The organism is Citrobacter sp. Cpo142 (assembly GCF_030332425.1).
GTDB classification, from domain to species: domain Bacteria; phylum Pseudomonadota; class Gammaproteobacteria; order Enterobacterales; family Enterobacteriaceae; genus Citrobacter; species Citrobacter portucalensis.
In genome coordinates, this window is record NZ_JAOWHW010000148.1 from 39,936 (window position 1) to 58,504 (window position 18,569).

An 18,569-nucleotide genomic window follows, 5' to 3' on the forward strand; every position below is an offset into this window, starting at 1 on the left:
GAGAACAAAACATAAACAAAAAATGTAGATCTCTGTCACATTTTTGCGTTATACAGGAACCTCGCCACTGAGTAAGAGGTGCTGTTATGACGTCGCTATCTCGTCCGCGCGTGGAGTTTATCTCCACCATCTTACAGACCGTGTTGAATCTGGGGCTGCTGACTCTGGGCCTGATCCTGGTTGTATTCCTCGGGAAAGAAACGCTGCATCTGGCGGATGTGCTGTTCGCGCCGGAACAAACCAGCAAGTATGAGCTGGTGGAAGGGCTGGTGGTTTACTTCCTCTACTTTGAATTTATCGCGCTGATTGTGAAGTACTTTCAGTCAGGGTTTCACTTTCCGTTGCGCTATTTTGTCTATATTGGGATCACCGCGATTGTGCGGTTGATCATCGTCGATCATAAAGCACCGATGGATGTACTGATCTATTCCGCGGCGATCCTGCTGCTGGTGATCACCCTGTGGCTGTGTAATTCCAAACGGCTGAAGCGAGAGTAAAAGATAACACGCCGCAATCGGGCTGCGGCGTGTTGCAGGTCAGGATTACTGCGCAGAGGCAGGCTGGGTTTTCTCTGTGGCGGGTTCCCACAGTTCTTCAAGTTCTTCCAGCGTTTTGCCTTTGGTTTCCGGTACAAACTTCCACATAAACAGCGCCGCCAGAATACCCATACAACCGTAAATCCAGTAGGAGAAACCGTTGTGGAAATGGGAAACCAGCCACGAATTTTTGTCCATCATCGGGAAGGTCCAGGAGACGAAGTAGTTCGCCAGCCATTGAGCGGCAACGGCAATGGCGAGCGCTTTGCCACGAATCGCATTGGGGAAGATTTCTGCCAGCAACACCCAGCAAACCGGTCCCCAGGACATGGCGAATGCGGCGACGTAAAACAGCATCGACAGCAGTGCAACCAGCCCGGAAGCCTGGGTATAAAACGCGGTACCGAGGCTGAACATACCGATGGCCATGCCCAGAGCGCCAATAATCTGCAGCGGTTTGCGACCAAATTTATCCACCGTCATGATCGCCAGCACGGTGAAGCTCAGGTTGATCACGCCAACAATGATGGTCTGTAACAGCGCCACATCGGTGCTGGCTCCCAGCGTTTTAAACACCTCCGGGGCGTAGTAGAGCACGACGTTAATACCGACGAATTGCTGGAAGATAGACAGCATTACGCCGATGACGATAACGCCTGCGCCAAACATCAGCAGGCGACCACCGGTTTTACGACCATGTTCCAGTGACTGATTGATCTCCTGCATGGCCTGGGTGGCGAGGGTGCTGCCCATAATTTTGCGCAGAATACCTTCCGCTTGTTCGTGTCTGCCACGCGCCATCAGCCAGCGTGGACTTTCCGGTACGGTGTACAGCAGCAGTAAAAACAGCAGGGCGGGAATACTTTCGGACGCAAACATATAGCGCCAGCCATCGGTATTCAGCCAGTTAGCATCGCCAGAACGGGCGATAAAATAGTTAACGCAATACACCAACAGTTGACCGAAAATAATGGCGAACTGGTTAAATGACACCAGTTTCCCACGAATGTGTGCGGGTGCCAGTTCAGCAATATACATTGGTGAGAGCATTGAAGCTAAACCGACACCAATACCCCCAATGATACGATAAATAACAAATTCGTGAACGTATCCGGCTAAATAAACGGGTACGGCGTTATCCGGGTTAATAGTCGTAAAACCTAATTCTGGCCAGGCGGAACCAATACCGGAAATAAAGAACAGCAGCGCCGCGATTTTCAGCGAGTCCCGGCGACCAAACCGGTTACTGCAATAGCCGCCCAGCGCACCGCCGATGATGCAACCAATCAACGCACTGGCGACGCAAAAGCCCAACAGCGAGTTGGCGGCGGATTCACTTAAATGTTGTGGGGCGACAAATACGGTATTCAGGGATTCTACCGTTCCGGATATGACCGCAGTGTCGTAGCCGAATAATAGCCCTCCTAACGTTGCCACTAATGTAATCGAAAAAATATAACTGGAATTATATTGGGTGTTCATTCAGACCTGCCTTAGAGGATACAGCTCTTTTGATCAGTGCCGTGATGTTGAATTTAACAGGCAGGGAAGACAATTATCATTTTTTACATTGCAATTACGTTTTGTCTTTTCTGTGATCTTAATTCTGTTTGATTTATCTATATTCAGACAGGAAATAGAATTGCAGTGATGGAGAGCACGAAAGGAAATAATCGTAACAGTGATGCAAAATAACATAAAAAAAGGGCGCTCCGTAGAGCGCCGAATAACAGTCACAGGTTGGGATAACATAAGTTGAGGGTTGCAGTGGCATTGCCCGTTGCCGGGCAGGTACTTCGGTAAAACTTAACCTTTCACACCACCCGCGGTCAGACCGTTGACTAGCCAGCGCTGCGCCAGCAAGAACACCAGAGTGATCGGAATGGCTGAAAGTACAGCCGCGGCGGCAAAGTCGCCCCACAAATAGTTCTGTGGGTTGAGGTACTGCTGCATACCTACCGCAAGGGTATAGCTGTTCACATCACGCAGCAGCAGTGACGCGACCGGTACTTCGGTAATAGCGGCAATGAAAGACAGAATAAACACGACCGCCAGAATCGGAACGGAAAGCGGCAGCAGCACCAGGCGGAATGCCTGCCACGGCGTAGCGCCATCCAGCGCGGCCGCTTCTTCCAGTGAACCGTCGATAGTTTCGAAATAGCCCTTTATCGTCCATACATGCAGCGCAATACCGCCGAGGTAGGCGAAGATCACGCCGCCGTGCGTGTTCAGGCCGATAAACGGAATGTACTGGCCCAGGCGATCAAACAAAGCATACAACGCGACCAGAGACAGTACCGCCGGGAACATCTGGAAAATCAGCATCCCTTTCAGCAGGGTTGCTTTGCCCGGGAAACGCATACGAGCAAAGGCGTAAGCACAGGTAGTGGAAAGCGTCACGATACCGATCGCGGTAATGCTGGCCACTTTCACCGAGTTCCACAGCCATAACAGTACCGGGAACGGCGGTGGCGTCACACGGCCATCCGCGTGTTCAACACTAAAGCCCAGCGCCAGTTTCCAGTGTTCCCAGGAGATGTTTTCCGGGATCAGGCTGCCGGTGGCAAAGTTACCTTCGCGCAGCGAGATAGCGATAACCATCAGCAGCGGGAACATGATCGCCGCGATAAAAATCAGCAGCCCTAAGTGCGTTGCGAATAAACGTAACTTCTGAGATTTGGGTTGAACCATAGCCATAATATTTTTACTCCCCTTGATACCGCTCCAGGCTATTTTGCTTGCCATTTTGAACTCGGGCAGTGCTCAGAATCCTCACGTACTACGTGTACGCTCCGGTTCTTCCGCGCTGGCCGAGCTCAAACTGCCCGCGCCAATGACGCCTGGTTATTCCAATTAATCAAACTTCATACGTGTGGCTTTCAGGTTCACAATCGCCAGCGCACCAACCAGCAGGAAGATCAGCGTAGCAATCGCCGCCGCCAGACCGAAGTCCTGACCACCGCCGCCTTCAAAGGCGATACGGTAGGTGTAGCTCACGAGCAGGTCGGTATAACCGGCTGGTGTGGTGGTACCAAGACGGTCCGGACCACCGTTGGTCAACAGCTGAATCAGCACGAAGTTGTTAAAGTTAAAGGCGAAGCTGGCGATCATCAGCGGCGTCAGCGGCTTAATCAACAGCGGTAGCGTTATCTTAAAGAAGTTCTGGAACGGACCTGCGCCATCCATCGCTGAGGCTTCATACAGGTCGTCAGGAATCGCTTTCAGCAGACCCATGCACAGGATCATCATGTATGGATAACCGAGCCAGGTGTTGACGATAATAATCATCGAACGCGCGGTGGTTGGATCGCTGAACCAGGCCGGTTTGATGCCAAACAGCGCGCTCAGCATCATGTTGATTTCACCAAAGCTCTGGTTGAATAAGCCCTTGAAAATCAGAATCGAGATAAACGACGGTACGGCATACGGCAGAATCAGCAGGACGCGGTAAATCGCTTTGCCTTTGAGAGACTCCCACTGTACGAGACAGGCCAGCACCATGCCCACGGCAACGGTCAAAATAACGGTCAGTACCGAGAAGACCACCGTCCAGACGAAGATGGCGAAGAACGGTTTCTGGATGCCTTCGTCGGTAAACACGCGGGTGAAGTTATCCCAGCCGATGGCAACGGTGTAGCCCGGGCTGAGTTTTTCGCTACCCCAGCTACCGTCAGCGTTAATCGCCTGATAATAACCAATATCGTTGTTGGCGCGGTATTTTACGCCGCTCTGGCTGTTGGTGAGCGTGCCGTCTTCAGCGAGCGTATAAAGTGGCTGCGTGCCGGAAAACTGGCGCAGCGAACTCATGGTAACTTTGCTTTCATCCGGCAGGATGGCGGTCAATTGGGTAAGCGCCTGGCGATTCTGCGTGATGATACGCAGTGTTGCACGTTCGCCTGCCGGCAGCGCCTCGGCTTCTTTCAGTTGCAGTTTCTGCTCGCCGCCAAATTTAAAAGCGTCAGAAAGGTAATTCTTGCCGGTTTCACCGTCGGTGAGGGCCAGTTGCCACTCATCACCCGCCGGATACAGGCCAAAGTTGTAGGTTTTCCCAGCCTGATACGAACGATCCATCAGGACTTCCTGAGCGCGTTCAAAGGTCAGCTGGTTGGTACTGCTGTAGTTGGTAAAGGCAATGGCGATCGTACAAATCAACGGAAACAGGACAAACAGCCCCATACCGGCAACGCCCGGGTAAACATAGCGCCAGGCATAGGCTTTACGGTTAGCGAAAATATACAGGCCAGCAGAGCTTAAAATCAGCGTCATGATGGCAAACAGGTACTCCCCCTGAGCGTACATCAAAACAACAAGGTAACCGACCAGCAGCCCAAGCAGACCCATCACTGACCATTTCAGCGTGTCGCTTTGCCACCAGTGTTTCTTTTTAATGACATCCATGGGGATCTTCCTCTACAACATTGAACATCTGTCGGCAAAAGTGCCTGATGGCGCTGCGCTTATCAGGCCTACGGTGAGTTGTAGGCCGGATAAGGCATTTATGCCGCCATCCGGCACGTGTGCTACAGCACTACTTGGTGATACGACCCTGCGCGTCTTTCAGTGCGGCATCGACGGTCTGACGGCCGCTGGCTGCGTTGATCACTGCGGTACGAACGGCATACCAGAATGCGGACATCTGTGGGATGTTCGGCATGATTTCGCCTTTCTGGGCGTTATCCATAGTGGCGGCGATACGTGGGTCTTTCGCTAACTGATCCTGGAAGGATTTCAGCGCAACGGCGCCCAGCGGTTTGTCCTTGTTCACTTCATCCAGACCCTGATCGGTCAGCAGGTAGTTTTCGAGGAACTCTTTCGCCAGTTCTTTGTTCGGGCTGGCGGCGTTGATACCGGCGCTCAGAACGCCAACAAACGGTTTAGACGCTTTGCCTTTGAAGGTTGGCAGCAGCGTGACGCCGTAGTTGATTTTGCTCTTATCGATGTTGGACCACGCCCACGGACCGTTGATGGTCATCGCGGTATCGCCTTTGTTAAAGGCCGCTTCGGCGATGGAGTAATCAGTATCCGCGTTCATGTGTTTGTTCTTGATCAGATCAACCAGGAAGGTCAGACCCGCTTTCGCGCCAGCGTTATCCACGCCCACGTCTTTCACATCGTACTTACCGTTCTCAAACTTGAACGCGTAACCACCGTCGGCGGCAATCAGCGGCCAGGTGAAGTACGGTTCTTGCAGGTTAAACATCAGCGCGGATTTACCTTTCGCCTTCAGCTCTTTATCCAGTGCAGGAATTTCTTCCCAGGTTTTCGGTGGATTTGGAACGAGGTCTTTGTTGTAAATCAGCGACAGCGCTTCAACCGCGATCGGGTAGGCAATCAGTTTGCCGTTATAGCGTACGGCATCCCAGGTGAACGGATAGAGCTTGTCCTGGAAGGCTTTGTCAGGTGTGATTTCAGCCAGCAGGCCAGACTGAGCGTAGCCGCCAAAACGGTCATGTGCCCAGAAGATGATGTCCGGGCCGTCGCCGGTCGCGGCAACCTGCGGGAACTTCTCTTCCAGCTTGTCCGGGTGCTCAATAGTGACTTTGATCCCGGTGTCTTTCTCGAATTTTTTGCCCACTTCAGCGAGGCCGTTATAGCCTTTGTCGCCGTTAATCCAGATAACCAGCTTACCTTCTTCAATCTTGGCGAGAGCCGAGGCGGAAAACATCATCGTCGTTAATGCAGACAATGCGAGGATGCGTGCGCCAGTTTTGATTTTCATAGTTCCCATCCTGTTTGGTGATTTTGCAGAGGTGGCTTAACGGTTACTAGTTTCTTTATACGACAACCTCTTTCCATCCTCCTTACCCCTACGCCCCACCCGCTCTTTATGTGATCTGTGTTACATAAATGTGAGTATTGCGTACTGGCGCACATAAAAACCCACCGATTTTTGCAGGCTGCATCACGAAATTCATCTGAGGCTGGTGGCCCGGGTCTCAGACGCTGCTCTCTCATCCTCCCGCCTCCTCCCCCATAAAAAAGCCGGGGGGTGGAGGATTCACGCAGTCAAGGGATCGCGCATAGTCAGCCCATCATGAATGTTGCTGTCGATGACAGGTTGTAACGAAGGGAGAAGGGCATGGCGAGCGTACAGCTACGAAATGTAACGAAAGCCTGGGGTGACGTGGTGGTATCGAAAGATATCAATCTCGACATTCACGAAGGGGAATTCGTGGTGTTTGTCGGACCGTCAGGCTGCGGTAAGTCGACCTTGCTGCGTATGATCGCCGGACTTGAAACCATCACCAGTGGTGACCTGTTTATCGGGGAGACCCGGATGAACGACATTCCGCCCGCCGAACGTGGTGTAGGCATGGTCTTTCAGTCCTACGCGTTGTATCCCCATTTGTCCGTCGCGGAAAACATGTCGTTCGGCCTCAAACTGGCCGGAGCGAAAAAAGAGGTGATGAACCAGCGCGTGAACCAGGTTGCGGAAGTTCTGCAACTGGCACACCTGCTGGAGCGTAAACCAAAAGCGCTTTCCGGCGGACAACGTCAGCGTGTGGCGATTGGCCGTACGCTGGTCGCTGAACCGCGCGTATTCCTGCTGGACGAACCACTGTCGAACCTCGATGCCGCTCTGCGCGTGCAGATGCGTATTGAAATCTCCCGCCTGCATAAACGTCTTGGCCGCACGATGATTTACGTTACCCACGATCAGGTCGAAGCGATGACGCTGGCCGACAAAATTGTGGTGCTGGATGCCGGTCGCGTAGCGCAGGTTGGTAAGCCTCTGGAACTGTATCACTACCCGGCTGACCGCTTTGTGGCGGGCTTCATTGGTTCACCGAAGATGAACTTCCTGCCGGTGAAAGTCACGGCAACGGCTATCGATCAGGTGCAGGTTGAACTGCCCAACCGCCAGCAAATATGGCTCCCGGTAGACAGCCATGCGGTACAGGTTGGCGCCAACATGTCTTTAGGTATCCGCCCGGAACATCTGCTGCCCAGCGATATCGCCGATGTCACCCTCGAAGGTGAAGTGCAGGTGGTCGAGCAGCTTGGTCACGAAACACAAATTCATATCCAGTTCCCCGCCATCCGTCAGAACCTGGTTTACCGCCAGAACGACGTGGTGTTGGTAGAAGAGGGTGCCACATTCGCTATCGGCCTGCCGCCAGAGCGTTGCCATCTGTTCCGTGAGGATGGCACTGCATGTCGTCGGTTGCATCAAGAGCCGGGCGTTTAAGGTCCCCATAAAAAAACGAAACGCAAAACCATTCGCAGTTTTAGAAGGTGGCAGCGTTTAAAGAAAAGCAATGATCTCAGGAGATAGAACGATGATTACTCTGCGCAAACTCCCTCTGGCGGTTGCTGTAGCAGCAGGCATTATGTCTGTTCAGGCAATGGCTGTGGATTTCCATGGTTATGCTCGTTCCGGCATTGGCTGGACAGGTAGCGGCGGTGAACAACAGTGTTTCCAGGCAACTGGTGCCCAAAGTAAATACCGTCTTGGTAACGAATGTGAAACCTATGCGGAAATCAAATTAGGTCAGGAAGTGTGGAAAGAGGGCGATAAGAGCTTCTACTTCGACACCAACGTTGCCTACTCCGTTGCACAGCAGAATGACTGGGAAGCGACCGATCCTGCTTTCCGCGAAGCCAACGTGCAGGGTAAAAACCTGATTGAATGGCTGCCGGGTTCCACCATCTGGGCCGGTAAACGTTTCTATCAGCGTCATGACGTCCACATGATCGACTTCTACTACTGGGATATTTCAGGTCCTGGTGCTGGTATTGAAAACATCGATCTGGGCTTCGGTAAACTGTCTCTGGCCGCAACCCGTTCTCAGGAAGCGGGTGGTTCTTACACCTTCAGTAGCCAGAATATCTACGACACATCCAAAGATACCGCGAACGACGTATTCGACATGCGTTTAGCGCAGATGGCCATTAACCCGGACGGCATGCTGGAACTGGGTGTTGACTACGGTCGTGCGAATAAAACTGACGGTTATAGCTACGCGGATAGCGCTTCTAAAGATGGCTGGATGTTCACTGCAGAACATACTCAGAGCATGCTGAAGGGCTATAACAAGTTCGTGGTTCAGTATGCAACTGATGCGATGACCACGCAGGGTAAAGGTGGCTCGCAGGGTACTTACGGTTCAACCTTCGATACCCAGGCAACACCAAATGATCCCGTTATCCATCATGTAAACAACAACATCAATAACAACGGTAGCCTGGTGCGCGTACTTGACCACGGTGCTATCTCTCTGGGCGACAAGTGGGACCTGATGTACGTCGGTATGTATCAGAATATCGACATGGATAATGACCTGGGTACTGAATGGTACACCGTGGGTATTCGTCCGATGTACAAATGGACACCAATCATGAGCACCCTGATGGAAGTCGGCTACGACAACGTCAAATCTCAACAGACTGGCGATCGCAACAGCCAATACAAAATCACCCTGGCACAACAGTGGCAGGCAGGCGACAGCATCTGGTCTCGTCCGGCAATCCGCGTCTTTGCAACCTATGCCAAATGGGATGAAGAGTGGGGCTACGTTAAAAATGGTAACAACGTATCTAAATACGCAGCTGCAACGAACTCTGGTATCAGCACAACCAGCCGTGGCGACAGCGATGAGTGGTCCTTCGGTGCTCAGATGGAAATCTGGTGGTAATTCAGCTCTAACCTGACGTAAAGACCGAAAGAGGGGCGCAAGCCCCTCTTGATTACGGTTTAGCGCGCTATTGCCTGGCCACCGCTGAACCCATGCTATCTGAGGTGATAACAATGAAAATGAAGAAAAGTCTCGTTGCCCTTTGTTTATCTGCAGGGTTATTTGCCAGCGCGCCTGGCACCAGCCTGGCCGATGTAAATATTGTTCCGCAGAACACCACCGCGGCGCCTGCTATTCCCACTGCAGCGTTGCAACAGTTAACCTGGACGCCAGTTGATCAATCGAAAACCCAATCAACCTCGTTGGCGACAGCGGGACAGCGTCTGGACATTGCCGGTATTAGCGGCCCGGTTGCCGCCTACAGCGTACCGGCCAACATTGGTGAACTGACCCTGACACTGAGCAGTGAAGTCAACAAACAAACCAGCGTATTTGCGCCAAACGTCTTAATTCTTGATCAGAACATGACGCCATCTGCGTTCTTCCCTAGCAGTTACTTTACCTACCAGGCACCGGGTGTGATGAGTGCCGATCGTCTGGAAGGGGTGATGCGCCTGACGCCAGCGCTGGGACAGCAAAAACTGTATGTTCTGGTCTTTACTACTGATAAAGATCTCCAGCAGACCACAACCCTGCTTGACCCGGCAAAAGCCTATGCCAAGGGGGTAGGTAACGCTGTTCCGGATATTCCGGACCCGATTGCCCGCCACACCACCGACGGTCTGCTGCATCTGAAAGTTAAAACCAGCTCCTCCTCCAGCGTGCTGGTCGGGCCGCTGTTTGGTTCTTCCGGTCCTGGCCCTGTTACGGTTGGTAATACCGCAGCGCCTGCAGTGGCCTACGCGGCTCCGGCGGCAGCCGTTGCTGCTCCGGCACCACAACCCGTGAAGAAAAGCGAGCCAATGCTGAACGACACGGAAAGCTATTTTAATCAGGCGATTAAGGATGCAGTTGCAAAAGGCGATGTTGATAAAGCGCTGAAGCTGCTTGATGAAGCGGAACGTCTGGGATCCAAATCTGCCCGATCCACCTTTATCAGCAGTGTAAAAGGCAAGGGGTAAACATCTCCCCACATTGTTGATTTTGCAACAACTGGTGCGTCTCCTGGCGCACCTTTTTTTATCCTTCGGTGCTAATTGTTACACTTATGTTGCCCTACCGATCACTTAATCGTGTTTGCTCACCCCGTAATGCCTTTTCTGCGATACAATGCCTTCAGGTTATAAATCGGAGAGTAAGGCATGCCACACCCTGCGTTAACGCAACTGCGTGCGCTGCGTTATTTTGATGCGATCCCAGCGCTGGACGCCCAACTGCTCGACTGGTTGTTACTGGAAGATTCCATGACCAAACGTTTTGAGCAGCAGGAGAAAAAGGTCACCGTAACGTTGATTCGCGAAGAATTCGTTGGGCAAAATGAGGTGGCTGAAGAACTGACGCTGCTGCCTAAAGAGTCTCGTTATTGGTTACGTGAAATCCTGTTATGCGCGGATGGTGAACCCTGGCTTGCCGGACGGACTGTGGTGCCTGAATCAACCTTGTGCGGCCCTGAACTGGCCTTACAGAACCTTGGGAAAACCCCGCTCGGACGCTACCTGTTTACGTCATCGACATTGACCCGAGATTTTATTGAGATTGGCCGCGATGCAGCGCTGTGGGGGCGTCGTTCCCGCCTGCGGCTGAGCGGTAAGCCACTGATGCTTACCGAGCTTTTTCTGCCTGCGTCGCCGTTGTACTGAGAGGAAGATAAAGATGGAGTGGAGTCTGACGCAGAATAAGCTGCTGGCGTTTCACCGCTTGATGCGTACGGATAAGCCAATCGGCGCCTTACTGCTGCTCTGGCCTACGCTGTGGGCACTGTGGGTGGCGACCCCAGGCATGCCGCAACTGTGGATCCTGGCGGTTTTTGTCGCTGGCGTTTGGTTAATGCGCGCCGCCGGATGCGTGGTGAATGATTATGCCGACAGGAAATTTGACGGGCACGTCAAACGCACCGCGAATAGACCGCTGCCGAGCGGGGCTGTCACCGAGAAAGAAGCCCGAACGCTGTTTGTGGTACTGGTGCTGCTGGCCTTCCTGCTGGTTTTGACCCTCAACACGATGACTATTTTGTTGTCCGTTGCGGCATTAGCATTAGCGTGGGTTTATCCGTTTATGAAGCGCTATACGCATCTGCCGCAGGTGGTGCTGGGGGCGGCGTTTGGCTGGTCGATCCCGATGGCGTTCGCCGCCGTGAGTGAGTCCGTACCGCTGAGCTGCTGGCTGATGTTCCTTGCGAATATTCTCTGGGCGGTGGCTTATGATACGCAGTACGCCATGGTTGACCGGGATGATGACCTGAAGATCGGCATTAAATCGACCGCGATCCTGTTCGGTCAGAACGACAAGCTGATTATTGGTATTTTGCAGGTAGGCGTGCTGGTGCTGATGGCGCTGGTGGGCTGGTTAAACGGGTTAGGACTGGGCTATTACTGGTCTCTGCTGGTGGCGGGCGCGCTGTTTGTCTATCAGCAGAAACTGATCGTCAACCGTGAACGTGATGCCTGCTTTAAAGCGTTTATGAACAATAACTACGTCGGTCTGGTGCTGTTCTTAGGCCTGGCAATGAGCTACTGGCATTTTTGATTTTGGCTTAGCCTGCAAAATAAAAAACCGGTCATTTCGACCGGTTTTTTATGCTTACTCGCCCTGAGTGGCGCTCTCGATAGTCAGACGCACATCTGACGTGACCAGTTCGGCCAGCATCTGATAGATCTTCATCGTCTCTTTCGGTTCGGCATCTCCGGTATCGCTGATGAATCCCTCGTCACGCAGCGTCAGCACCAGAGAGCTGAACACGGCTTTATCGAAGAATTCCGGCGCGTTAATGCCGTGCAGCACTGAGAGGCGTTGCGCCACGGTGCGGCTCTCTTTTTCCAGCGTGCCACGGTTGATGGACGGGTTCGCGCTCAGCAGCCAGAAGGTAATGGCGTAGCGCTGCAACGTCTCGCGAGCACCTGCCGCCAGCAACTGTAGCGTGCGGGAGCGGGCTGGATTGATATGCAGTTCGTCATCGGTCAGGGTGATGAGTCCCTGGCGCTGCATTTCGCTGGCCAGTTCATCAATTACCCCGGCAAGCTCATCACGCTCCCAGCGTAAGAACAGCTCCGCTTTCAGCATCGGGTACAGCGCATCAATATGCTGCTGCAATGCGGCGCGTGAAATACGACGATGCTGAGTCACAATGGCTGCCATCAACGAAGGCAGAACCAGCATATGCGCAATATTATTGCGGTAGTAGGTCATCAATACCGCCTGCTCGCGCGGCAGAATAATGATGTCACCGATGGTGTCTTTCTCGACCTCAAACTTGTTCATCTGCAAGGCGTGGTCGATCAGTTCACTGGCACTCTGCGCAGGAACAGTAGCATCCGCCGCGTACGGCACGTTGCGCAGCAGGCTCAGGTAGCAGTCAAGCTGCTCGGTCAGCTGTTCACGGGTCAGAGAGCGCTGGCGGGAAGCCAGTAACGCGGTACAGCACAGGTTCATGGCGTTGGCCGCGCCTGCGTTGTTAATGCGCACCATCAAATCGGCGGCAATGTTATTCACCGTCGGCGTCAACCAGGCCGGGCGGATAGACTCGATAGGGTCAATAGATTCACGCCACTCCGGCACATGCTGGTTGAGGTAAGTCATCAATGGCATTGGTTCACCAAAGTTGACGTAGCCCTGACCCAGGTTACGCAGCTTGCTTAAGCCACGCAGCATTTGCGGCAGACTTTCTTTCTCTTTCGTCGCGCCACGCAACTCTTTCGCGTAGGTGCCCACTTCCATTACGTGCTCATAGCCGATGTAAATAGGTACGAGGGTAATAGGGCGCGTACCGCCGCGCAGCATCGCCTGAATAGTCATCGACAGCGTGCCGGTTTTCGGGTCGAGCAGACGACCGGTACGTGAACGGCCCCCTTCGACAAAGTACTCAACCGAGTAGCCGCGGCTGAACAGCTCGCCCAGGTATTCGCGGAATACGGTGGAATAGAGCTTGTTGCCCTTGAAGGTACGACGAATAAAGAACGCGCCCAGACGGCGGAAAATCGGACCCGCTGGCCAGAAGTTCAGGTTGATACCGGCTGCGATGTGCGGCGGCACCAAACCCTGATGGTACAGAACGTACGACAGCAGCATATAGTCCATATGGCTGCGGTGGCACGGAACGTACACGATTTCATGCCCATCGTGCGCCAACTGGCGTACACGTTCAGCATTATGAACGTTAATCCCCTGATACAGACGGTTCCAGGTAAAGCCCAAAATACGGTCCGTCAGACGAATCATTTCGTAGGAGAAGTTGGCGGCAATCTCTTCCATCAGCGCAATGGCATTTTGCTGCGCTTTTTCGTGGGAGATTTTTTTACTGCGCGCTTCATCTTCTACCGCACGAGCGATCGCTTTTGAAGCTAACAGTTTATTAAACAGATCCTGGCGGGCAGGGAGGCGCGGGCCGACAGCGGCCAGGCGCTGGCGAGCAAAGTGCATACGCGCCACGCGTGCCAGCTTCTGGGCGATGATCTTATCCGTACCGTGTTCATCCGCCATACGGCGCAGAGAGACCGACGGGGAGAAACGGACAAAACTGTCGCGACCCAGCCAGGACACCGCAAAGAATTTCTGTACGCCGTTTAGCATACGTAACGGCGGATTGACCTCGCCTTTTTCACGCCCCGGCGCACGGCCAAACATCACCGAAACCGGCACCATCTGCACATCCAGATCTGGATTGCTGCGATGCAAGTCGAGATAGTTGTGGAACAGCTTGATAGACTCTTCTTTCGGCGTGTAATAGGTGAATACACGCGGACCGCCGTGAATAAACACGTAGCGCGGTAACAGCGTTCCGTCTATCTCTAGTGGTTCCAGGGGATCGGGGAGGTCGTGCACCAGACATTGGGCACGCAGCGTCAGCAAGTCTGCTTTCGAATTGTACGGTAGGACGTACATAATGGGACGCGAAGTATCGAGTCCCAATTCCGGAGCAGGTTCTGCTGGAATAGACTTGCTTTTTACCAGGACGCTTAATGGTAAATTCAGTAATTTGTAGTAAATTCGTGGCCAGCCGGACATAAACGATGTAAAGCCTCTGGTTAATAATGCAAATGCGCTGCAAGGATATCAGAAAGTTTAGTGAATTTCTGTGGTATCCGGTCATACTTCGCGCTGCTTTGCCACACCCTGAACAAACGGGGTAACGTTACAATGACATTGACGCTAATAATGTAAAAAGGTTCTTTTTGATGGCCAATAATACCACTGGATTCACCCGAATTATCAAAGCAGCAGGTTATTCCTGGAAAGGTTTTCGCGCTGCATGGATTAATGAGGCGGCATTCCGTCAGGAAAGTGTTGCCGTCCTGCTGGGCGTCGCCATCGCCTGCTGGCTGGATGTTGATGCAATTACCCGCGTGTTGTTGATCGGTTCTGTGATGCTGGTGATGATCGTTGAAATCCTCAACAGTGCGATTGAAGCGGTAGTTGATCGTATTGGTTCTGAGTACCACGAACTTTCCGGTCGGGCGAAAGATATGGGGTCGGCAGCGGTATTGCTGTCTATTTTTGTCGCGCTGATCACCTGGGGCATTCTGTTGTGGTCGCATTTGCGATAAGGCTTCCACAACTGCATAAATCTCCTGTTTTTTGTGCAGTTTGCGGTTCCAAAATCGCCTTTAGCTGTATATACTCACAGCATAACTGTATATACACCCAGGGGGCGGAATGAAAGCGTTAACGGCCAGGCAACAAGAGGTGTTTGATCTCATTAGAGATCACATCAGCCAGACAGGTATGCCACCGACGCGTGCGGAGATCGCGCAGCGTTTGGGGTTCCGTTCCCCAAACGCAGCTGAAGAACACCTGAAAGCGCTGGCGCGTAAAGGTGTGCTGGAAATTGTATCCGGCGCATCGCGCGGTATTCGACTGTTGCAGGAAGAAGAAGAAGGGTTACCGCTTGTGGGGCGCGTGGCAGCCGGTGAGCCACTTTTGGCGCAGCAGCACATTGAAGGCCACTATCAGGTCGATCCTTCACTGTTCAAACCGAACGCCGATTTTCTGCTGCGCGTTAGCGGTATGTCGATGAAAGATATCGGGATTATGGACGGTGATTTACTCGCTGTGCATAAGACCCAGGACGTGCGTAACGGCCAGGTTGTTGTTGCCCGTATTGATGACGAAGTTACGGTTAAGCGTCTGAAAAAGCAGGGCAACAAGGTTGAACTCTTGCCAGAAAACAGCGAATTCAAACCTATCGTTGTCGACCTGCGCGAACAAAACTTCACTATTGAAGGGCTGGCAGTAGGCGTCATTCGTAACGGTGAATGGCTGTAATTTTCTGTTGAATCCCTGTAGGCCGGATAAGACGATGACGTCGCCATCCGGCAACGTGCCCGGTAGCGCTGCGCTTGCCGGGCCTGCATCACATTGTCTAGTACGTCTAACTTCTTCTCAGGCCCTCCTGTATGCCTTTCTTTACCTCTTCTGATAAAGCACTCTGGCACCTCGCCTTACCCATGATCTTCTCCAATATCACCGTTCCTCTGCTGGGACTGGTGGATACTGCGGTGATTGGTCATCTGGATAGTCCGGTCTATCTTGGCGGTGTTGCGGTTGGTGCCACGGCAACCAGTTTTCTTTTTATGCTGCTGCTTTTTTTGCGCATGAGTACCACTGGTCTGACCGCACAGGCATTTGGTGCGAAAAATCCACAGGCGCTGGCGCGCGCACTGGTGCAGCCGCTCATGCTGGCGCTGGGAGCGGGGTTGCTTATCGCACTGTTTCGTACGCCAATTATCGATCTGGCTCTGCACATTGTTGGCGGAAGTGAAGCGGTACTGGAGCAGGCCCGACGTTTCCTCGAAATTCGCTGGTTAAGCGCACCCGCCTCGCTGGCGAATCTGGTGCTGCTCGGCTGGCTGCTTGGCGTTCAGTATGCACGTGCGCCGGTTATCTTGTTGATTGTCGGCAATATTCTCAACATTGTGCTTGATATATGGCTGGTGATGGGCCTGCATATGAACGTGCAGGGTGCGGCACTGGCAACGGTGATTGCTGAATATGCCACCTTGCTGATCGGCCTGATGATGGTGCGAAAAGTCCTGCATATGCGCGGAATTTCGCTGGCAATGCTGAAGCAGGCGTGGCGTGGCAACTTCCGCCGTTTGTTGGCACTTAACCGTGACATCATGTTGCGCTCGCTACTGCTGCAGCTCTGTTTTGGCGCTATCACGGTGCTGGGTGCGCGTCTGGGAGGCGATATCATTGCGGTTAATGCCGTTCTGATGACCCTGCTAACCTTTACCGCCTACGCGCTGGATGGATTTGCCTATGCCGTGGAAGCGCATTCGGGCCAGGCCTATGGGGCGCGAGATGGTAGCCAGTTGCTGGACGTCTGGCGGGCGGCCTGCCGACAGTCCGGTATTGTGGCTATTTTGTTCTCGTTGGTTTATGCCCTGTTTGGCGAGCAGGTTGTTGCGCTACTGACCTCGCTGCCGCAAATCCAACTGCTGGCCGATCGCTATCTTTTCTGGCAGGTGGTGTTACCGCTGGTGGGTGTCTGGTGTTATCTGCTCGACGGAATGTTTATTGGCGCGACGCGCGCGGCAGAAATGCGCAACAGTATGGCCGTTGCTGCCACAGGATTCGCATTAACGCTGCTGACTTTGCCGTGGCTGGGAAACCATGGCTTGTGGTTGGCGTTAACGGTTTTCCTGGCGTTGCGCGGGCTTTCACTGGCCTTTATCTGGCGACGTCACTGGCGTAATGGAACCTGGTTTGCCTGAGCGGAATGGTTAAAAATTCCGAATAGTAAATAAAACCCAGAATCACTGACTACACTTATTCTCACGTCCAGCAAAAACAGCATGTGTCTGGACATGGCACTCTCGCTATTCACAACCTAACGATGAGGACTTGATGATGAATAAAGACGAAGTCGGCGGCAACTGGAAGCAGTTTAAAGGTAAAGTGAAAGAGCAATGGGGCAAACTGACCGATGATGATATGACGGTCATTGAAGGTAAACGTGACCAACTGGTCGGTAAAGTCCAGGAGCGTTACGGTTACGCGAAAGATCAGGCGGAGAAAGAAGTTAACGATTGGGAAAAACGTAATGATTACCGCTGGTAATTAACCCTTCCCTCCTGAGAGTACAAGGATGTACGCTCTCCCGCTTACCTAACGCCCAACCTTCTTCTTCACCTGAATCGTATGGTCATGCTGGCACTCGCCAGGATGGCGGCAAGATTCAACTTCCACACAGGCCGGACACAGCCCGTGGGCTTCAATAACGTTATGCCGCAGTGCAAAGCCCATTTTTGCCGCCAGCGTATGCATAATGTCTTCCACACCTTCCGCACACTCTTCTTTTACCACGCCGCAGCGGTCGCAAATGAACATTGCAGAACTGTGGGTTGGCTGATCGAACAGATGACAAAGCACATAGCTGTTGGTGGATTCCACCTTGTGCACGAAACCTTGTTCCAGCAGAAAATCGAGCGCACGATATACGGTAGGTGGTTTAGCCTGTGGCTCAGTTTCCCGCAACAGGTCGAGCAGGTCATAGGCGCTGATCGCACCTTCCTGCAGGCTCATCAGGCGCAGTACTTCGAGGCGTTGTGGCGTAAGCCGCACGTTGCGTTGCGCGCAGAGTTTTTCAGCTTGAGCCAATAACTCTTGCGTAGTGGTTTTGTCCATTTGGCGCCTCGATTTGCGTGGAAGGTTAATCCCTTACTTTAACATGTTCTGCTTAAAACACCGAGATCCACCGTGGTGTGCTATACCTGACGCATCGCAATACTGGAAAATAACCATGAAAAGACCCGATTGTATTCGCCACTGGCGTGAGGTTGAGGGGGCTGATGACTCCACTTATCCTGACAGCGATGAGCTATTTGCTATTGGCGCGCCACTTGCCCGCAAGTTGGGGTTAGGACGACTCGGCATTCATCATGAACGCCTGCCGCCGGGTCGGCGCACGTCGTACCCGCACGCTGAAAGCGATGAGGAAGAATTTATCTACGTGCTGGAAGGTTATCCTGAGGCCTGGATTAACGGGTATTTATGGAAGCTGGAACCGGGCGACAGCGTCGGTTTCCCGGCAGGTACAGGCGTGTGCCATACCTTTATTAATAACACCAGTGAAGAGGTGCGCCTGTTAGTCGTGGGTGAGGCGAACAAAAAATACAATCGCATTTATTATCCGCTTAACCCGGTCTATGCCGCTACACGTGAGGATCGCTGGGTCGACCATCCGCCGCAGTTTTTTGGATCTCACGACGGAAAACCGGGGCGTAAATAGCGTTTATTTAGGGTCAGGGGGAGTGAGCCGCGAGGATGTGGCTCACTATCGTAACGGTCTATGCTATAGTAG

17 protein-coding genes and 1 pseudogene are annotated in these 18,569 nt (G+C 52.9%); 12 read left to right on the forward strand and 6 right to left on the reverse strand.

Going from position 1 to position 18,569, the window contains the following annotated elements:
- Nucleotides 1-86 precede the first annotated feature (86 nt).
- Nucleotides 87-497 (forward strand): phosphate-starvation-inducible protein PsiE, encoded by a 411-nt coding sequence (psiE, locus tag OGY18_RS25120; protein WP_063941223.1) that lies wholly within the window; start codon nucleotides 87-89, stop codon nucleotides 495-497.
- 45 nt (nucleotides 498-542) lie between these two features.
- On the opposite strand, the gene xylE is transcribed toward psiE, so the two are convergent.
- The 3 genes from xylE to malF form a co-directional block, all read right to left on the reverse strand.
- A complete protein-coding gene (gene xylE / locus OGY18_RS25125; RefSeq protein WP_286554725.1) occupies nucleotides 543-2,018 on the reverse strand; it encodes a D-xylose transporter XylE in 1,476 nt (491 codons plus the stop codon).
- 324 nt (nucleotides 2,019-2,342) lie between these two features.
- On the reverse strand, nucleotides 2,343-3,233 hold the full coding sequence (malG, locus tag OGY18_RS25130) for a maltose ABC transporter permease MalG (protein WP_003826575.1): 891 nt from the start codon (nucleotides 3,231-3,233) through the stop codon (nucleotides 2,343-2,345).
- A 156-nt stretch (nucleotides 3,234-3,389) separates the two neighbouring features.
- Nucleotides 3,390-4,934, reverse strand: a complete 1,545-nt coding sequence (gene malF / locus OGY18_RS25135; RefSeq protein ID WP_003826577.1) for a maltose ABC transporter permease MalF — start codon at nucleotides 4,932-4,934, stop codon at nucleotides 3,390-3,392.
- Nucleotides 4,935-4,974: 40 nt separating this feature from the next.
- Here malF and OGY18_RS27590 point away from each other — a divergent pair.
- Nucleotides 4,975-5,049, forward strand: a pseudogene (locus OGY18_RS27590) (hypothetical protein); the annotation flags it as partial.
- A 15-nt stretch (nucleotides 5,050-5,064) separates the two neighbouring features.
- Here the strand turns inward: OGY18_RS27590 and malE are convergent.
- Nucleotides 5,065-6,255, reverse strand: coding sequence for a maltose/maltodextrin ABC transporter substrate-binding protein MalE (gene malE, locus OGY18_RS25140; RefSeq protein ID WP_003031680.1), 1,191 nt, complete (start codon nucleotides 6,253-6,255; stop codon nucleotides 5,065-5,067).
- Between the two features lie 360 nt (nucleotides 6,256-6,615).
- On the opposite strand from malE, the gene malK reads away from it, so the two are divergent.
- From malK to ubiA, 5 genes are all read left to right on the forward strand, one after another.
- Nucleotides 6,616-7,725: a maltose/maltodextrin ABC transporter ATP-binding protein MalK gene (gene malK / locus OGY18_RS25145; protein ID WP_286554727.1), complete on the forward strand. Its 1,110-nt coding sequence runs from the start codon at nucleotides 6,616-6,618 to the stop codon at nucleotides 7,723-7,725.
- Between the two features lie 91 nt (nucleotides 7,726-7,816).
- Nucleotides 7,817-9,172, forward strand: a complete 1,356-nt coding sequence (locus OGY18_RS25150; RefSeq protein WP_003826583.1) for a maltoporin — start codon at nucleotides 7,817-7,819, stop codon at nucleotides 9,170-9,172.
- Nucleotides 9,173-9,285: 113 nt separating this feature from the next.
- Nucleotides 9,286-10,233 (forward strand): maltose operon protein MalM, encoded by a 948-nt coding sequence (malM, locus tag OGY18_RS25155; protein WP_149282104.1) that lies wholly within the window; start codon nucleotides 9,286-9,288, stop codon nucleotides 10,231-10,233.
- Nucleotides 10,234-10,413: 180 nt separating this feature from the next.
- Nucleotides 10,414-10,911 carry a chorismate lyase gene (ubiC, locus tag OGY18_RS25160; RefSeq protein WP_286554728.1) on the forward strand — a complete coding sequence of 166 codons (498 nt, stop codon included), beginning with the start codon at nucleotides 10,414-10,416 and terminating at the stop codon, nucleotides 10,909-10,911.
- A 13-nt stretch (nucleotides 10,912-10,924) separates the two neighbouring features.
- On the forward strand, nucleotides 10,925-11,797 hold the full coding sequence (ubiA, locus tag OGY18_RS25165) for a 4-hydroxybenzoate octaprenyltransferase (RefSeq protein WP_003826589.1): 873 nt from the start codon (nucleotides 10,925-10,927) through the stop codon (nucleotides 11,795-11,797).
- A 54-nt stretch (nucleotides 11,798-11,851) separates the two neighbouring features.
- Here ubiA and plsB read toward each other — a convergent pair whose 3' ends face one another.
- Complete coding sequence (plsB, locus tag OGY18_RS25170; protein WP_286554729.1) at nucleotides 11,852-14,272, reverse strand: glycerol-3-phosphate 1-O-acyltransferase PlsB; 2,421 nt, start codon at nucleotides 14,270-14,272, stop codon at nucleotides 11,852-11,854.
- Between the two features lie 170 nt (nucleotides 14,273-14,442).
- On the opposite strand from plsB, the gene OGY18_RS25175 reads away from it, so the two are divergent.
- From OGY18_RS25175 to OGY18_RS25190, 4 genes are all read left to right on the forward strand, one after another.
- Entirely contained in the window at nucleotides 14,443-14,811 is a 369-nt protein-coding gene (locus OGY18_RS25175) for a diacylglycerol kinase (RefSeq protein WP_003826594.1), read from the forward strand.
- Between the two features lie 109 nt (nucleotides 14,812-14,920).
- The gene (gene lexA / locus OGY18_RS25180) at nucleotides 14,921-15,529 is read left to right on the forward strand and encodes a transcriptional repressor LexA (protein ID WP_003826596.1); all 609 of its coding nucleotides are present in this window, start codon (nucleotides 14,921-14,923) and stop codon (nucleotides 15,527-15,529) included.
- Nucleotides 15,530-15,660: 131 nt separating this feature from the next.
- Entirely contained in the window at nucleotides 15,661-16,980 is a 1,320-nt protein-coding gene (dinF, locus tag OGY18_RS25185) for an MATE family efflux transporter DinF (protein WP_286554731.1), read from the forward strand.
- 136 nt (nucleotides 16,981-17,116) lie between these two features.
- Nucleotides 17,117-17,326 carry a CsbD family protein gene (locus tag OGY18_RS25190; RefSeq protein ID WP_003031706.1) on the forward strand — a complete coding sequence of 70 codons (210 nt, stop codon included), beginning with the start codon at nucleotides 17,117-17,119 and terminating at the stop codon, nucleotides 17,324-17,326.
- A 48-nt stretch (nucleotides 17,327-17,374) separates the two neighbouring features.
- Here OGY18_RS25190 and zur read toward each other — a convergent pair whose 3' ends face one another.
- Nucleotides 17,375-17,893 (reverse strand): zinc uptake transcriptional repressor Zur, encoded by a 519-nt coding sequence (gene zur, locus OGY18_RS25195; RefSeq protein ID WP_003031709.1) that lies wholly within the window; start codon nucleotides 17,891-17,893, stop codon nucleotides 17,375-17,377.
- A 115-nt stretch (nucleotides 17,894-18,008) separates the two neighbouring features.
- Between zur and OGY18_RS25200 the strand changes: the two genes are divergently transcribed.
- Complete coding sequence (locus OGY18_RS25200; protein ID WP_003031710.1) at nucleotides 18,009-18,497, forward strand: cupin domain-containing protein; 489 nt, start codon at nucleotides 18,009-18,011, stop codon at nucleotides 18,495-18,497.
- Nucleotides 18,498-18,569: the final 72 nt, after the last annotated feature.

Excerpts from the sequence above, each read along its gene's own strand:
- psiE (WP_063941223.1), top strand. The coding sequence starts at position 87 with ATGACGTCGCTATCTCGTCCGCGCGTGGAGTTTATCTCCACCATCTTA.
- xylE (WP_286554725.1), bottom strand. The coding sequence starts at position 2,018 with ATGAACACCCAATATAATTCCAGTTATATTTTTTCGATTACATTAGTG.
- malG (WP_003826575.1), bottom strand. The coding sequence starts at position 3,233 with ATGGCTATGGTTCAACCCAAATCTCAGAAGTTACGTTTATTCGCAACG.
- malF (WP_003826577.1), bottom strand. The coding sequence starts at position 4,934 with ATGGATGTCATTAAAAAGAAACACTGGTGGCAAAGCGACACGCTGAAA.
- malE (WP_003031680.1), bottom strand. The coding sequence starts at position 6,255 with ATGAAAATCAAAACTGGCGCACGCATCCTCGCATTGTCTGCATTAACG.
- malK (WP_286554727.1), top strand. The coding sequence starts at position 6,616 with ATGGCGAGCGTACAGCTACGAAATGTAACGAAAGCCTGGGGTGACGTG.
- OGY18_RS25150 (WP_003826583.1), top strand. The coding sequence starts at position 7,817 with ATGATTACTCTGCGCAAACTCCCTCTGGCGGTTGCTGTAGCAGCAGGC.
- malM (WP_149282104.1), top strand. The coding sequence starts at position 9,286 with ATGAAAATGAAGAAAAGTCTCGTTGCCCTTTGTTTATCTGCAGGGTTA.
- ubiC (WP_286554728.1), top strand. The coding sequence starts at position 10,414 with ATGCCACACCCTGCGTTAACGCAACTGCGTGCGCTGCGTTATTTTGAT.
- ubiA (WP_003826589.1), top strand. The coding sequence starts at position 10,925 with ATGGAGTGGAGTCTGACGCAGAATAAGCTGCTGGCGTTTCACCGCTTG.
- plsB (WP_286554729.1), bottom strand. The coding sequence starts at position 14,272 with ATGTCCGGCTGGCCACGAATTTACTACAAATTACTGAATTTACCATTA.
- OGY18_RS25175 (WP_003826594.1), top strand. The coding sequence starts at position 14,443 with ATGGCCAATAATACCACTGGATTCACCCGAATTATCAAAGCAGCAGGT.
- lexA (WP_003826596.1), top strand. The coding sequence starts at position 14,921 with ATGAAAGCGTTAACGGCCAGGCAACAAGAGGTGTTTGATCTCATTAGA.
- dinF (WP_286554731.1), top strand. The coding sequence starts at position 15,661 with ATGCCTTTCTTTACCTCTTCTGATAAAGCACTCTGGCACCTCGCCTTA.
- OGY18_RS25190 (WP_003031706.1), top strand. The coding sequence starts at position 17,117 with ATGAATAAAGACGAAGTCGGCGGCAACTGGAAGCAGTTTAAAGGTAAA.
- zur (WP_003031709.1), bottom strand. The coding sequence starts at position 17,893 with ATGGACAAAACCACTACGCAAGAGTTATTGGCTCAAGCTGAAAAACTC.
- OGY18_RS25200 (WP_003031710.1), top strand. The coding sequence starts at position 18,009 with ATGAAAAGACCCGATTGTATTCGCCACTGGCGTGAGGTTGAGGGGGCT.